This is a genomic window from Staphylococcus sp. GDY8P131P (assembly GCF_017891975.1).
Classification (GTDB): Bacteria; Bacillota; Bacilli; order Staphylococcales; family Staphylococcaceae; genus Staphylococcus; species Staphylococcus nepalensis.
This window is the reverse complement of the sequence record NZ_JAESKF010000010.1, coordinates 125,119-139,852: the sequence shown is the minus strand read 5'-3', so window position 1 is coordinate 139,852 and position 14,734 is coordinate 125,119. Positions and strand designations below refer to the sequence as shown.

Annotated in this window: 14 protein-coding genes; 4 read left to right on the top strand and 10 right to left on the bottom strand. The window is 32.5% G+C overall.

From position 1 onward, the window contains the following. Positions 1-72: 72 nt before the first annotated feature. The 3 genes from KA894_RS10105 to KA894_RS10095 form a co-directional block, all read right to left on the bottom strand. A complete protein-coding gene (locus tag KA894_RS10105) occupies positions 73-582 on the bottom strand; it encodes a YjcG family protein (RefSeq protein ID WP_096810462.1) in 510 nt (169 codons plus the stop codon). 85 nt (positions 583-667) lie between these two features. After that, positions 668-1,414: an esterase family protein gene (locus tag KA894_RS10100; RefSeq protein WP_096810463.1), complete on the bottom strand. Its 747-nt coding sequence runs from the start codon at positions 1,412-1,414 to the stop codon at positions 668-670. 99 nt (positions 1,415-1,513) lie between these two features. Next, positions 1,514-3,085, bottom strand: coding sequence for an alanine/glycine:cation symporter family protein (locus KA894_RS10095; RefSeq protein ID WP_115342316.1), 1,572 nt, complete (start codon positions 3,083-3,085; stop codon positions 1,514-1,516). Between the two features lie 333 nt (positions 3,086-3,418). On the opposite strand from KA894_RS10095, the gene cozEa reads away from it, so the two are divergent. Further along, on the top strand, positions 3,419-4,504 hold the full coding sequence (cozEa, locus tag KA894_RS10090; RefSeq protein WP_103373248.1) for a lipoteichoic acid biosynthesis protein CozEa: 1,086 nt from the start codon (positions 3,419-3,421) through the stop codon (positions 4,502-4,504). A gap of 848 nt (positions 4,505-5,352) precedes the next feature. Here the strand turns inward: cozEa and fabI are convergent. The 7 genes from fabI to KA894_RS10055 all read right to left on the bottom strand — a co-directional run bounded on the left by fabI (position 5,353) and on the right by KA894_RS10055 (position 12,273). After that, complete coding sequence (gene fabI / locus KA894_RS10085; protein ID WP_096810466.1) at positions 5,353-6,123, bottom strand: enoyl-ACP reductase FabI; 771 nt, start codon at positions 6,121-6,123, stop codon at positions 5,353-5,355. A gap of 216 nt (positions 6,124-6,339) precedes the next feature. Continuing rightward, positions 6,340-8,178: a monovalent cation:proton antiporter family protein gene (locus KA894_RS10080; RefSeq protein ID WP_096810467.1), complete on the bottom strand. Its 1,839-nt coding sequence runs from the start codon at positions 8,176-8,178 to the stop codon at positions 6,340-6,342. A gap of 8 nt (positions 8,179-8,186) precedes the next feature. Next, positions 8,187-9,515, bottom strand: a complete 1,329-nt coding sequence (gene mgtE / locus KA894_RS10075) for a magnesium transporter (protein WP_481906336.1) — start codon at positions 9,513-9,515, stop codon at positions 8,187-8,189. An 83-nt stretch (positions 9,516-9,598) separates the two neighbouring features. Continuing rightward, positions 9,599-10,453, bottom strand: a complete 855-nt coding sequence (locus tag KA894_RS10070; protein ID WP_103373249.1) for an RluA family pseudouridine synthase — start codon at positions 10,451-10,453, stop codon at positions 9,599-9,601. After that, the gene (locus KA894_RS10065) at positions 10,453-11,262 is read right to left on the bottom strand and encodes an NAD kinase (RefSeq protein ID WP_096810470.1); all 810 of its coding nucleotides are present in this window, start codon (positions 11,260-11,262) and stop codon (positions 10,453-10,455) included. Before KA894_RS10065 ends, KA894_RS10070 begins: the two co-directional genes overlap by 1 nt. An 11-nt stretch (positions 11,263-11,273) precedes the next feature. Further along, positions 11,274-11,909 (bottom strand): GTP diphosphokinase, encoded by a 636-nt coding sequence (gene yjbM / locus KA894_RS10060; protein ID WP_096810471.1) that lies wholly within the window; start codon positions 11,907-11,909, stop codon positions 11,274-11,276. A 16-nt stretch (positions 11,910-11,925) separates the two neighbouring features. Further along, positions 11,926-12,273, bottom strand: coding sequence for a UPF0738 family protein (locus KA894_RS10055; protein ID WP_096810472.1), 348 nt, complete (start codon positions 12,271-12,273; stop codon positions 11,926-11,928). A gap of 189 nt (positions 12,274-12,462) precedes the next feature. Between KA894_RS10055 and KA894_RS10050 the strand changes: the two genes are divergently transcribed. From KA894_RS10050 to yjbH, 3 genes are all read left to right on the top strand, one after another. Continuing rightward, the gene (locus KA894_RS10050) at positions 12,463-13,047 is read left to right on the top strand and encodes a CYTH domain-containing protein (RefSeq protein ID WP_096810473.1); all 585 of its coding nucleotides are present in this window, start codon (positions 12,463-12,465) and stop codon (positions 13,045-13,047) included. Between the two features lie 87 nt (positions 13,048-13,134). Further along, positions 13,135-13,506 carry a truncated hemoglobin YjbI gene (locus tag KA894_RS10045; RefSeq protein ID WP_096810474.1) on the top strand — a complete coding sequence of 124 codons (372 nt, stop codon included), beginning with the start codon at positions 13,135-13,137 and terminating at the stop codon, positions 13,504-13,506. Positions 13,507-13,523: 17 nt separating this feature from the next. Then, positions 13,524-14,312, top strand: a complete 789-nt coding sequence (gene yjbH, locus KA894_RS10040; protein WP_096810475.1) for a protease adaptor protein YjbH — start codon at positions 13,524-13,526, stop codon at positions 14,310-14,312. The last annotated feature ends 422 nt before the right edge of the window (positions 14,313-14,734 follow it).

Sequence of the window (14,734 nt, the reverse complement as noted above, 5' to 3'; positions counted from 1 at the left end):
AAGTTGATAGTGACTCCTTTTTAGTTTCAATATTATATTTTCGGTCATCGAAATATAAGTTCATCTAAAATATTATGCAAAATTGAAATTCTCTAATACTTTCCATTTTTCAGCACTTTCGTCATAATAAACTAAAGAAAGTTGCTCAATTGCTTCTTTATAGTCAATACCCGCTAAGTTCAATTGACCAAAGATGTCTTCGAACTCTTGACTCGTCAAGCCTTGTGCAATTGTAAAATGTGGCACAAATGGATGTTCCGGACGACCATAAAAATCACCACTGTTAAATTGGTTAAATAATTTTTCTAAAGTTTCAGTTTTTGCTACTTTAAAATAAATTACGTTTGTAATTGGCGCAAAGTTAGATGCCTTTGTCGCGTGTACTTCAACAGGTGGTATCCCCTCGATTCTTGATTTGATTGTCTCTTTGACAGCTTCAAGATCACTTTCGTTTATTTTGAAATGTTCTTTAATCGTAATATGTGGCATGATTGTTGCATAATGCGCATCATAACGTTTACGATATGCGTTCACTTCATCTTGAAATGCTTTTGACGGAATTAATGCTAATCCTAAAATCATTTAAATTCCTCCTTTGTTTAACATAACTACATTATATCAAATTTCATAAAAATTCGTTACTTTTAACTAAATTTCCTTCAGATAATCAAAAAGAAATATTATCTGATAAAAAATATTTTAATAAATCATCTAGTAAATTTTTCCACGATTTCCATCTATGTCCGCCTTCGAACTCTGTATAATGGTAGGTAATGCTACTATTTTCAATGATTGTCCTAAGCTGGCGGTTAGGCGTTAAAAAATCTGCGCTTTTACCTGTAGTTGGCAGAGCAAAATCGTCTTCTTCTAACCCAACTGTATGCCAAATTGTCAATTGTTCCTGAAATTGACAACGCTCAATCAATGTTTGTATTACATCATCATGTTGAGGACTTAAAAGGCCGACTTGACTAAATATTCTTGGATATGATAATGCTGTCATTAACGCTGCACTTCCAGCTAGACTATCACCTAGCACTACCCTACCATTACCTACCTTATAAGTTGGAAACTGAGCATCAATATACGGTAAAATTTCGTTAGCCATAGCTTTCACCGTCAAAGGCGTGCGAATTCCTCGTGGGTGAAATTCAGCTCTCCGTTTTTCAACATCTTCATAGTGAAATCCTACAAAGATAGCTCTTTCTATTTCATTTGCTTCCCATAATTTCTCGTATGTTCTGTGAATTTTCCCAAAACTGAAAAAATCTAAACCATCAAAACAAAAGATAACTTTATATTTAAACAGTTCTGTAAAATCTTTAGGTAAATAAATAGACAATGTTACATCTCTATCTAATATTTTACTAGGAAAATCTATCTTATTTATTCTTCCTGGTTGAAAATGATCCATAAAAAAATGCGCCCCCTCGTAGTCTTAATGACATTGTACCAAGAGACGCATTATTTTAAAATAAATCGATTAAAATCCATCTAATTTCCATATTTAGTTTTAATCATTTATGTTTTCTTTTCTTAAACGTTCCGGGTAATCTTTTAACCAAAATACAGCGTTAGGTACTTCCTCAGGATCTGGTTTATATATTGCTTTTTTACCAGAACCTAATTGTTTTTTCTGCATTTCATAATCTTTTAATGCATTAATGGCAGGCTTGTGTAATAACCAAATCGCAATAATATTAAGCCACGCCATCATTCCTACGCCTAAATCTCCCATTAACCACGCGATATCTGCTGTTTTGACAGCACCGTATACTGTAGCTAAAATCAAGACAATTCTTGTTATATTAATAAACATAAAAGAAGTTCTAAAATTTGCATTTCTTGTTAAATACGCAATATTCGTCTCTGCGATATAGTAATATGCCAAAATAGTAGTAAAAGCAAAGAAAAACAATGCTATAGCTATAAAATAAGAGCCTAATCCAGAGAATGCAGGGTCAAAGTGGTAACTGCCTCCTTGTAACGCTTTATCTATACCTGCCTGTGCATACATTGCTGTACCGGAATAATCTTTATCACCATTAGACATTTCCACAAAAATACCATTATCCTTAATTAAGCTTGCCTTATCACTCGGTGTATTGCCACCGTCAGTTACATTGTAAGTACCTGAAAGTAAAATGATCAGTGCAGTAGCTGTACAAACAAATAATGTGTCTATATAGACTGAGAAAGCTTGAACTAAACCTTGCTTAGCTGGGTGTGAAACTTCAGCTGCTGCTGCTGCGTGTGGTCCAGTCCCTTGGCCCGCTTCATTGGAATAGAGTCCTCTTTTTACACCAATTTCAATCATAGCGCCTACAATGCCACCAAACGCCGCTTCCATCCCAAATGCAGATTTAAATATTAATGCAAAGAGTGCAGGCACTGCTTCAATATTAATGATAATAATAATAACTGCCATTAATATATATATTATTGCCATAAATGGTACCACTGCAGTTGCAGCATTAGCAATCCACTTGATACCGCCAAATATAATTAGTCCAATAATGATTGCTAAGAAAATAGCAATCACCCAAGGATTTAACTGGAATGCATTTTTCATTGAACTAGATATTGCGTTTGATTGAACACCGGGCAACAATAATCCTACTGAAATAACAGTGACAATCGCAAAAATCAAACCATATATTTTCCCTGTTTTCCCCTTAATGCCATATTCAATATAAAAAGCTGGCCCGCCTCGGTACTGACCCTTTTCATCACGTTTATATATTTGGCCAAGTGTAGATTCAATAAACGCACTACTCGCGCCTAGAAAAGACGTAGCCCACATCCAAAATACTGCGCCAGGTCCTCCAATAAATATCGCTGTAGATACACCTACGATATTACCAGTACCTACACGACCGGCTAAAGATAATGCAATTGCTTGAAAACTTGAAATACCTGTTGGTGATTTTTCCCCTTGAAACATCAACCTTATCATTTCTTTAAAATGTCTTACTTGGAAAAATTTCATAAATAGTGAAAATAAAATCCCCGTGATAAGTAAACCGTAAACTAAAGGCTTGCTCCAAACAATGTCATAAAGCCAAGTTAAAAAACCTTCTATCATAACTTATCCCCCTTGTTTAACCATTATAGAAAATGATATTTTTTCATATTATACACATATATTAGGTTCCGCGCAACGCATTTTTTTAGTTATTATTTTCACAATTTATATATTAAGTTATGAAATTTTATAGAAAGTATATTAATAAATATTATATTTATTAAAACGAATACCACACTATTTATTAAAATTTCTTATATATTCATATTATGCGAATCCTTTATTATAAATATATTTTCTACGCGTAGATTCACAATTTTATCTTTTGTTCTATCTTTTTTTAAGATATACTGAATAGTAAATTCAAATAAAGTTTTTAGGAGGAACCGTCCTATGCTTAACAAGGTATGGTTTAGAACAGGAATCGCTTTATTAATCCTGTTTTTACTAGTCAAATTAGTAATGGAAGTACACACTATCTTTACACCTTTTATTATTATTCTTCAATCGGTGTTATTACCATTGTTACTAAGTGGCTTCTTATTTTATATTTGTTTACCTTTTCAAAAAATACTTGAAAAAAATAAAATCCCGCGCTGGGGTAGTATCACAATCATCTTTATAGGATTAATTATAATCATAGGTATTGTTATTGGCGTGTTAGCTCCGTTAATTGCCGAACAAATTGAAAACTTAGTAAATCAAATACCAGCTTTACAACATGAAGCTCAACACATTATAAACTTTGCGTTAGACCAGATGGAAAGATTACCTAATGACGTAACAGATAGAATTAATAAAATGGTTCAGTCTATGAGCGATAGCATCGCTGGCATTCTATCCAACTCGTTAGGATACCTTACATCATTTATTTCTACTTTGTTCTTACTAATAATGGTTCCGTTCTTCTTGATTTATATGTTAAAAGATCATGAACGTTTTATACCTTTTATCGCAAGATTGTTTAAAGGAGATAGAAAAGTATTTACTGTAGAATTATTGAAGGATTTAAATGAAACAGTTAAATCTTATATTCAAGGGCAAGTTACAGTTAGTATTATTCTCGGAATTATTTTATATATTGGTTATTCCATTGTAGGTCTAAATTATACACTTTTACTTGTTATGTTCGCTTGTGTAGCTAATATGATTCCTTTCTTAGGTCCTTGGATGGCTTTTGTTCCTGCAGGGGTCATTGCTATTATACAAAGTCCTACTATATTCATTTGGGTATGTATCATCACACTTGTTGCACAACAACTTGAAGGTAACGTGATTACGCCTAATGTAATGGGTAAATCTCTTAGCATTCATCCATTAACTATTATTGTAGTCATTTTAGCTGCTGGGAATCTAGGTGGATTCGGCCTTATCTTAATAGCTGTACCACTATACGCGGTAATTAAGACTGTAGTTCGCAACGTGTTCCGTTATCGACAAGATATTATCGCTAAAGCAAATAGCGATGTAAAAGAATAAAATAATTGGTAAACATTAACAAAAGCAATATGTAAATCTAATTAATTATAAAAAGTTGCTTGTCTTGCCTATAATAAAAAAGCTAGGATATCAATATCTCTGCCGCCTGATTAAAGAATAAACGTCCATTTCTATTGAAATAATATAGCAATGGACGTTTTACTTGTTTTTATGAAATTTTATCTCGTTGAGCTACTATTTTTCTTACATTGTATGATTTTAGGGCAAATACAAGTTTTTGTTTGTCTTTGTCCCCCACATTGCTCTGAATTTTAAATCATTCTTTTGGTTTGGTTCAATCTTCGTTCCTTTACGTAAATTGTGTTCTAAATTCATCCAACGCGTTATTGTGCCAAATCTGTATCAGTATTTTTAAATTTCTAATGCGGTTTTATCTTTCATAAGTCCATTGCAGCGTAATCTTATGTCTTGTTATAACCATTACCTATCATAAGTTTCCTTGTTAATTTAATTAAGTGGTGTTGATTAAAATGATATGTAAATGTAGTAGAAGTTGCGACATGCCTTCAACCAAAAGCAGTACATTAAAACTACAGGTTCAAGTTAAATCTACGCGAAGCGCGTAAAATAATACAAAGTGTTGTTATAAAATGAGCCCCAAGAAGATACTCTAAGTTAGAAATCTTTTTGGGGCTGAATGTTGGGATTTGTATCCCAAACATGTTCGCTTTTAAATAGTATTTGATAACAAACACAAGATAGCATTCAAACATTGCTACATTAATTTCTATCTTGCATTTTAATAAACATTTAATACGTGAAAATAGTTGAGATACATTGGTATTATAAAGCAATATTATTTTTTATCATATTGGTTTACTCACGAATTATTTAACGATATGATAGCCACTATCTACATGAATATTTTCTCCTGTAACACCGCTTGATAAATCACTTAATAAATATGCTGCTGTTTTACCAACTTCTTCTTGGTCTACATTACGTTTTAATGGCGCACGTTCTTCAATTTCTTTCATAATCGTATTAAATCCACCAACGCCTTTAGCGCTTAGCGTACGGATTGGACCAGCTGAGATTGCATTCACACGAATATTATCTTCACCAAGATCCAATGCTAAATAACGTACATTGGCTTCTAGACTCGCTTTTGCTACGCCCATTACATTGTAATTCTGTACTGCAAATTCGCCACCTAAATAAGTTGTAGCAACGATACTGCCGCCTTCGGGCATAATTTTTTTAGCTTCTCTTGCAACGATTGTTAATGAATATGAGCTAATATCTTGGGCTAATAAGAAACCATCTCGAGATGTGTCTGAAAAACGTCCTCTCAAATCTTCCATATTAGCAAATGCAATTGAATGGTAAACACCATCAATATGCCCCACTTCTTCACCAATTTTGGTAAAACCATCGATTACATCGTCATCGTTTTGCACATCTATTTGGTACATACGTGGCGTTTGTTGATCCAATTGTTCTACAAGTTTTTCCATTTCTTTTCTACTACGATCTTTACGATATGTAAAAACTAATTTCGCACCTAATTTGTCTAATACTTTAGCTACACCAAAACCGATACTACGTTTATTTGCAATACCCATAATGACGAATGTTTTATTTTCTAAATTTAACATGAAAATAACTCCTTTTTTAATTTTCATTTTAAATTGGCTCGAGAATTTATAATCAATACACTAATCATTTTGCTCAATGCCAATTCTAACAAACTTCATTTTAACATTGGTTTCATTATTTAAACAATTTATTTTACTAACTTCTATTTAAATTAAATAGGAGTAGGATTGAAATCATACCTTACTAATACGATTTCGTTGCCCACTCCCTTTATATTAATAATAAAATTCTAGTTCACGTTTTAATTCATCAACATATTCTTTTGAACCTGTCACAATAACTCGGTCTTTATAACGCAATTGTGTATCACCATGAGGTACGATAGATTCATTATTTCTAATAATTCTTACAAAAATAATGTCGCCATCAAATGGGAAATTACGTAATTGAATCTGATCATACTGATGGTTTAACATTGCAATTTCATATAATGATGTTTCCACGTTACTTAAAAGGTTTAGCATATTAGGTGTTTCTATTAAACCTTTCAATAGAATCTTGTTACTCATGAATCCACTAAACACTTCGATACCTTCGCTTTGTAAAGCTTCATCACCTGTACTTGCTTCTAATCTACAAATAACTCGGTTCACACCGTGGTTTTTAGCCATTAATGCAACTTTTCGGTTAATATCATCGTCGTTTGTAGAGCAAACCACGATATCTCTTTCAAATAAACCTAAGCGTTCTAATAAACCTTCTTCATAGTCGGCAATTTCAATCATTGAAATTGCATCGGATAATTTACGTTTATCACTTAAATCATTTCGATAATAAAGCGAAACTTGGTAAAGTTGCGATGTTAAATTTTGAGCGATCGGTATGGTTAATTGGTTTTTACCAATTAAGCTCACTTCAATTTGTCTCGTAGCTTCATCTGGCATTGGGAACATCTTTTTAAATATAATCGGTACAAAAACACATGTTATCACTGCGCTTAAAATTAAAATACCTGATATTTCTGAAGATATTGTACCTAGTTGTTCTGCAATCTTCGCCGAAGCAATCACTAAAGACAATGTAGAAGTTAATAGAAATGCTGAAGAAATCGTTGTTTTCATATCAAACCATCTACGTATATACACCACTGGTATTAATTTAGATATTAAAAATGCTAATATTAAAAATGGAATAATGATTAATAACGATGGTTCTTTTATTAACGTAGGTATATTTAAATCTACACCAACCATTATAAAAAAGATTGGAATAAAGAAGCCATAACCAAATGAATCTAATTTCTCTACCATGTCTTCATCTGGACCTAATAATGAAACGATTACACCAGCTAAGAAGGCACCTAAAATATTTTCTGCACCAACACCTTCTGCTAAAGCAACCAACATAATGATGAGTGCAAATACTGCACGAATACCAATTTGCGTCGTGCCATCCATTAACTTCTGCAAGAATTGCGCTTTTTTAAATATACCACCTAAGAAATAGAAGATAATCGCAAATACAACCAAGCTACCGATTAACCAAAGTGAGGTGCCGCCTGAGGCATGTAAAGCACCATATACAGTTAATAATATCATCGTAACTAAGTCAGCTAAAACTGCAACAAGCAAGATAAATTGACCTATAGTCGTACGCATAATATTCATTTCTTTTAAAGTTGGTACAACAACGCCTAATGAAATAGTTGAAATAATAATAACCATAAGCAAGATATCGTCAATTAAACCAAACCATTTGAAAGCATATGCTAGGGCAATTGAGATAATCATGATTAACATAAATACAAAGAGCGCTAATTGTAAATGTCCTGGCTCTTTGCTTTTTTCTTTATCTTTAGTTACGTTTTTTTCTTTTTTAAAGGCTTTAAAATCAATTTCTAGACCACTTAAAAACATTAAGAAAATAAAGCCTAGCGTTGATAAAATATTTAACATCGCATCACGTTCAACAATATCTAAAAATGAATGACCGATGATGATGCCCATTAATATTTCTGCCACAACAACAGGTAAAAACGTAATTCGTAATCTATTTATTAAAATCGGTGTAAAGAACGCTGCCAATACAACGACGACAAGTGATAAAAATTCCATATATCCCCCTAAAGTAAATAAGACATGAATGAAGTTGCTAACCCAAAGTAAATCAGCATACTCACAATATCATTAATTGTAGTTATAAATGGACCACTAGCTACTGCTGGATCAATGTTTAATTTATTCATTACTAAAGGTATCATTGAACCTACTAATGTACCAACTGTCATGGCAATCGTTAAACTACTTGCAACGATTGTAGCTAATATAGGTTGTCCATAAAGGATGAGTATAATAATAAATAATAAAATTGCGCAAACTAAACCACTTAAAAAGCCACTGCCCGCTTCTCTTAATGCCACTTTAAAATTACTTTGTTCATCTATTTCACCTGTGGAAATATTACGAACAGAAACGGCAAGTGATTGTGTGCCAGAGTTACCAGACATACCACTAATAATCGGAATAAATGCAGCTAACAATGAAACTTGTCCCAACGTATCTTCAAATGACCCTAATATCGTTGCTGTTATCATTCCTAAAAATGTTAAAATGATAAGCCACGGCAGACGCTTCTTAGCAGTTTTAATGACTGAATCATTGGTAGCATCGACATCTGAAACCCCTGCTAAACGTGAGTAGTCTTCACTAGCTTCTTCATCTATAACGTCTAAAATATCATCAATAGTTATAATCCCTAATAAATGATCTTGATAATCGACAACTGGCATAGCAATAAAGTCATAATCACGCATTTTTTGAGCTACATCTTCTTGGTCATCAGCTGCGTTTGCGCTGATAACACGTTCGCTCATAATATCTTCAATATAAGCATCATTTTCTGCCACTATTAAATCTCTTAAAGACAAGACACCAGCTAATTGTTTATGTTCATTAACAGCAAATATGACATAAATAGTTTCTGCATCTGGCGCTTGTTCTTTAACATGCATTAAAGCCTCTTTGACAGGCATAGTTGACTTTAATGAAATATATTCCGTCGTCATGATACCGCCGGCAGTGTCTTCATCATAATGGAGTAAAGCTTTAATTTCTTTAGCTTCATCACGGTTCATGAGTGTTAATAAGCTTACTATTTTCTGTTTAGACAATTGGTTCATAATGTCAACTGCATTATCGTATGACATGTCCTCTAACACTTTACTAGCATATGTAGCATCCATGGTATCAAAGAGCTCTTCATAATCTTCTTCATCAATTTCTAATTGTTCGAAGAAATCTGCTACTTCTTCAGGGGACAATACTTCAAATATTTTTTGTCTAATCTCTTCGTCGCTATCTTCAAAGTATTCACTTTGTTCATATGTGTGCATCGCTAAGAATTCTTCTCTAAACGCATCTATATGATTTTCATGTAGCAAGTTATCCAACATTGCTTGATCATATACTTGTTCATCTTCTAAAACGATTTGATCTTTTTCATTTGCCAAAAGTCCCACCTCCATGGTTAGTCAAATTATATCATTTTAAATATATTTTCTATTGCGTCATATTTATCTTGAATTTCAATTGTTTCGTTGTAAATTGGGTGTATAAAGGACACTTTACTGCATCGTAATAATTGATGTTTATATATCGGATGTGTTCCACCATATAAATCATCGCCTACAATGGGGTGCCCTATATGTTGGAGATGTACACGTATTTGGTGTGTTCTACCCGTTAGTAACGTTATCTCGCACAAACTAGAATGATTTTCATATTGTAAGCATTTATATTTTGTTTTTGCTTGTTTTCCAGCAATATCTACGCGTCGCTGAATAATACTAGAAGGATCTCTACCGATTGGCGCATCTATCAGGCCTTGACTCCTTATTTTTCCATAACATATACATAAATAGGTTTTATCTATTACTGTTTTAGACATCAGATGATGTAGAAAACCGTGTTTTGCTAAGATCACAATTCCTGAGGTATTTCGGTCAATTCTAGTCACAATATGTGGGACCAACCATTGGTTTGTGTCTTTAAAATAGCCTAGCGCTTGTTCAACTAAACTAAAATGTTTATGGTCTCGTGATGGCGCACAATTTTGATTGGCTTCTTTAGATACAATTAATAAGTAATCATCTTCATATAAAATATTTAAAGGTTGATTAAATGGGTGTAAATTAGAACTTGCTGTTTCTTGACCTAATTGTACATTTAATATATCTCCTATTTCTAGTTGTTTTCGAACGGTTTCTGGTTGCCCATTAACTATTAAAGCGCCATTATGTTTAATGGCGCTAATTGTGTTCTTGGAATACTGACGTTCTTGTAAAAAAGTTTTTAACATACACGTGCTTCCAATAATATAAGTGAATTGCATTACTCGTCGTCCCCACTGGAAATAAACGAATCGTGCACTCTTTTCCAAAATGGAAATGGTCTAAATCTAGCGAATCTAATTTTTTCATTCGCTACTCTAAATTGAATTGCATTAACATTTTTATGTTTTATACTGACATGATCGATTGTTGTTAAAATTGTATCATGATTTACAGGTGTAATAAGACATGTGTGATGCTTCGGTAACACTAAAGGCGAACCAACTGTTCTGAAAACTCTATTGTTAATAGACGCTATTTCAGCAATTTGCATTGCTTCTAAAGATGGATGTATCAAAGCGCCCCCTAAAGCCTTGTTGTAAGCAGTTGAACCTGATGGCGTTGAAACACAAAGTCCATCTCCTCTAAAGCGTTCGAATTGATTACCTCTAATATTGACATCAACAACTAACGTTGAACCATTCTCTGTTTTCATCGTTGCTTCATTTAATGCTAAGTATCTTGTTTCATACCCATTGTTATTGTATCGTACAATAATTTCTAATAGTGGATATTCTATCACTTGGAATTCCGAATTATTAATTTCAATAATTAATTTTTCAACTTCATGTGGCAACCAATCAGCGTAAAATCCTAAATGACCTGTATGTACACCAACGAAAGCACACCGAGATAGCATATGGCTATATTGGTGGAATGCTTGTAATAATGTACCGTCCCCACCAACGGAAATGACAATTTCAGGATTTTCGGCGTCTTCAATCATTTTAAAGTCTTTCATATGATTAATCATCTTATGCTTTAAAGCGTTAGACTTGGAATCACCTTTAGACAAAATCGTATATCGCATGATTACACCCCCTAATCATTATTATGTTTTTTAGCGCGTTTTTTAGAATAATATTTTTGTGCTTCTTGTATTTCTTCTTTAATTTCTGACATTTCTTCATCAAGTAAAAATGCCGCTTCAGCCGCTCGTTCTAATCGGTGCTGAATTTCTGGAGGATAATCTCCATCATATTTATAACGTAAGGTGTGTTCAATCGTTGCCCAAAAGTTCATTGCTAATGTTCTGATTTGTATTTCAGCTAAAATTGATTTTTCGCCATTAAGTGTTTCGATTGGATATTCAATTATGACATGATATGAACGGTAACCACTTTGTTTCGTGTTACTAATATAGTCACGCTCTTCTACCACTTTAAAATCTTGACGTTGTCTCAAAAGATTAACAACAATATCAATATCATCTACAAATTGACACATTAATCTCAGACCTGCAATATCATACATTTCTTCGTGCAAACGGTCAAATGAAATTTGTCTTTTATTCGCTTTATCAATAATACTTGTCATTGGCTTAACGCGGCCTGTTACGAATTCAATCGGTGAAGCATTATCTTCTACATCGTATTGCTTTCTTAGGCCTTTTAGTTTAACTTTTAATTCATCAACTGCTTGTCTATATGGAGATAAAAACTGATCCCATTGATTCATTGTGCTTCACTCCGCTTCACTCTAATTCGAAAGTATCTTCCACAACAGAAACAAACGCCTTACCATAGTTTGAATTACCTTGAATATTATCTAATATGTAATTAAGTTCTCTTCCGAATTGTTTTAATTCTAAATGATCATTAATTATTATTTTCTTGTTTTTATTTTCATGTAACATTGACCATGTTTCTTGAACAAATATTAAATAGGAATAGGATTGGCCATCATCTAAGATATATGCAAAACTATAATTATCACTGTCAACAAGCATTTGTCCTGCTTCTTGTAAACCTTCCGTAGATTGTTCTGTATAACAATTTAAACTATCTTTTGTTACTTTAATTTCATTCACATAAATACGCATGCTTGTTCCTCCTTATTCTTCATCATTTTAACATAATTATCCCGTACATAACACGTTACATGTCTATTATAATGTCATCAATATACTTTAATATAATATAATCATTTCCACCTAGCGATGCAATTCAATTTAAATTAACTTACAAGTCCTTTAAAATGAATTATCATAAATATTTAAGGAGTGTGTATTGTGTCAACGAACAACGAAATCGAATTTAAGCAACTACTATCTAAAGCAAACTATCAGGACATTTATGACAAATATTTTTTAGATGAAAAAGCATTTAGCCAAACCAATTATTACATCGATACATTAAACTTCGATTTAAAATCACATCAATCCGCATTGAGAATCAGAGTTAAAAACAATGCCTATGAAATGACTTTAAAAGTACCTGCAGAAATTGGTTTACTAGAATACAACTTTGAAACCAATATTGAGCCTAAACTAAATAAACAAATTGAAAGTCAAGATTTACCTGAAGATATATTAGATCAACTTTTAAATATGGGTATAGATATTGATTCATTAATCATTTTAGGTGATTTAACCACTGAACGCATCGAAAAGGAAATCGATGGCAATTTGCTTGTCTTAGATAAAAATCGTTATCTTGGTTTTGAGGATTTTGAACTTGAATATGAAGTAGATGATTATAATGAAGGGTTAATTCAATTCAAATCTATTCTTAATCAATTTAATATAAAACATGAAATGCCAAACAATAAAGTTCAAAGATTTTTCAATCGTAAATATAAATTAAGCAACAACTAGTTGCGCACAATATTAAGAAGTCGAATTACTTCCAAATGTAAAAATTCATGTTATATTAGTATTATATTAGCAGAATATGGTGATATTATGACGCAAACACCTTACGAGGTTATTGGACAAGATGCCTTATTTAAAATGATTGACCATTTTTATTATATGGTTGAACGTGATGATAGAATTAATCATTTGTTTCCTGGGGATTTTGAAGAAACAAGTAGAAAACAAAAGCAATTCTTAACTCAATTTTTAGGTGGTCCGCAACTATACACAGAAGAACATGGTCATCCAATGTTAAAAAAACGACATTTAGAATTTGTAATAACAACTGATGAACGTGACGCATGGCTTGAAAATATGTACGAAGCAATTCAACAAGCACATTTTCCTGCGGGCGTCGGGGATTATTTATATGAACGATTACGTTTAACAGCGAATCACATGGTTAATTCCGAAAATTAATTGTAGGTGAAAAAAACATGGCTGAAGAATTAAAATTAATAAATGCTAATAGTCGTGAAGATGCAAATCTTTCACCTTTGAGTAAGATAGAAATTTATTCCTTTTTCGATCCATTCAGTAAAGAATGCTTTAAATTGTCAGCAATACTTTCAAAATTACGTCTCGAATATAAACAATATATTAGCATCAGACACATTTTGAATCCTTCCTTAAGGGTATTGACGAAATGCCAAGCACAGAGCACATCAAATCTAGATAATATTGCTTTAGCTTATAAAGCTGCCGAACTCCAAGGACGCATACGAGCAGAACGCTTTATACACCTTGTTCAAAATGAGATTATACCGAAGCGTGATATTATCACCGAAGAGATGGTTAATAATTGCATTAGTAACGCAGGTCTTGATTATGAAGTCTTTAAAGAAGACTTACATAAAAGTGCTTTAAAGGAAAGCTTACAAGTTGATTTGCATATTGCTCGAGAAATGGAAATTGAAGAAGCCCCGTCCCTTGTTTTCTTTAATGAAGATATACAAGAAGAAGGTTTAAAAGTTGAAGGCTTATACCCTTATCATATATATACGTATATCATAAATGAACTTATTGGTACACCAATTGAAAAAGAACTTCCACCAAGTTTAGAATCTTACATTCAACAACAACAATTAGTAACCAAAGAAGAGTTACTGACTATTTATGAATGGCCTGAAAAATTATTGAATAAAGAACTGAAAAAATTAGCATTACAACAAAAAATAGAGAAACTACACTCTCCTGATGGTAAATTTTGGAAATCTAAAGTTTGAATCCCATTTTATATTCAAAACAAAAAATGTAATACCATTTCAATTTTACAATCACGATATCCTAGTTCCAATACAAGAAGCACTGCCCAAAAATGGACAGTGCTTCTTTGTATGTAATATTTATTGTGATCTGATCTCAATGATTAAGCAAAGTTAAACAGTTAAAATAAGTCTAAATATAGCATAAGCAAATGCTCCTTTTTACTACATTAACCCCTTCTATTTTACTTTATTTATTTAAACATTAAATACAGTTTGGTGATGCTAAAATAACTGAATAGTTATTCAATATCTTATACATAACGTAACAGTTTTAAAAATAGGTATAAAAAAAACGCCGTGTCTGATTACACGGCGCTAAACAAAGGGGATGGGAGAAATTTTTCACTTCAAACAAAGGGGTATGTTTGTTATGTGATTAA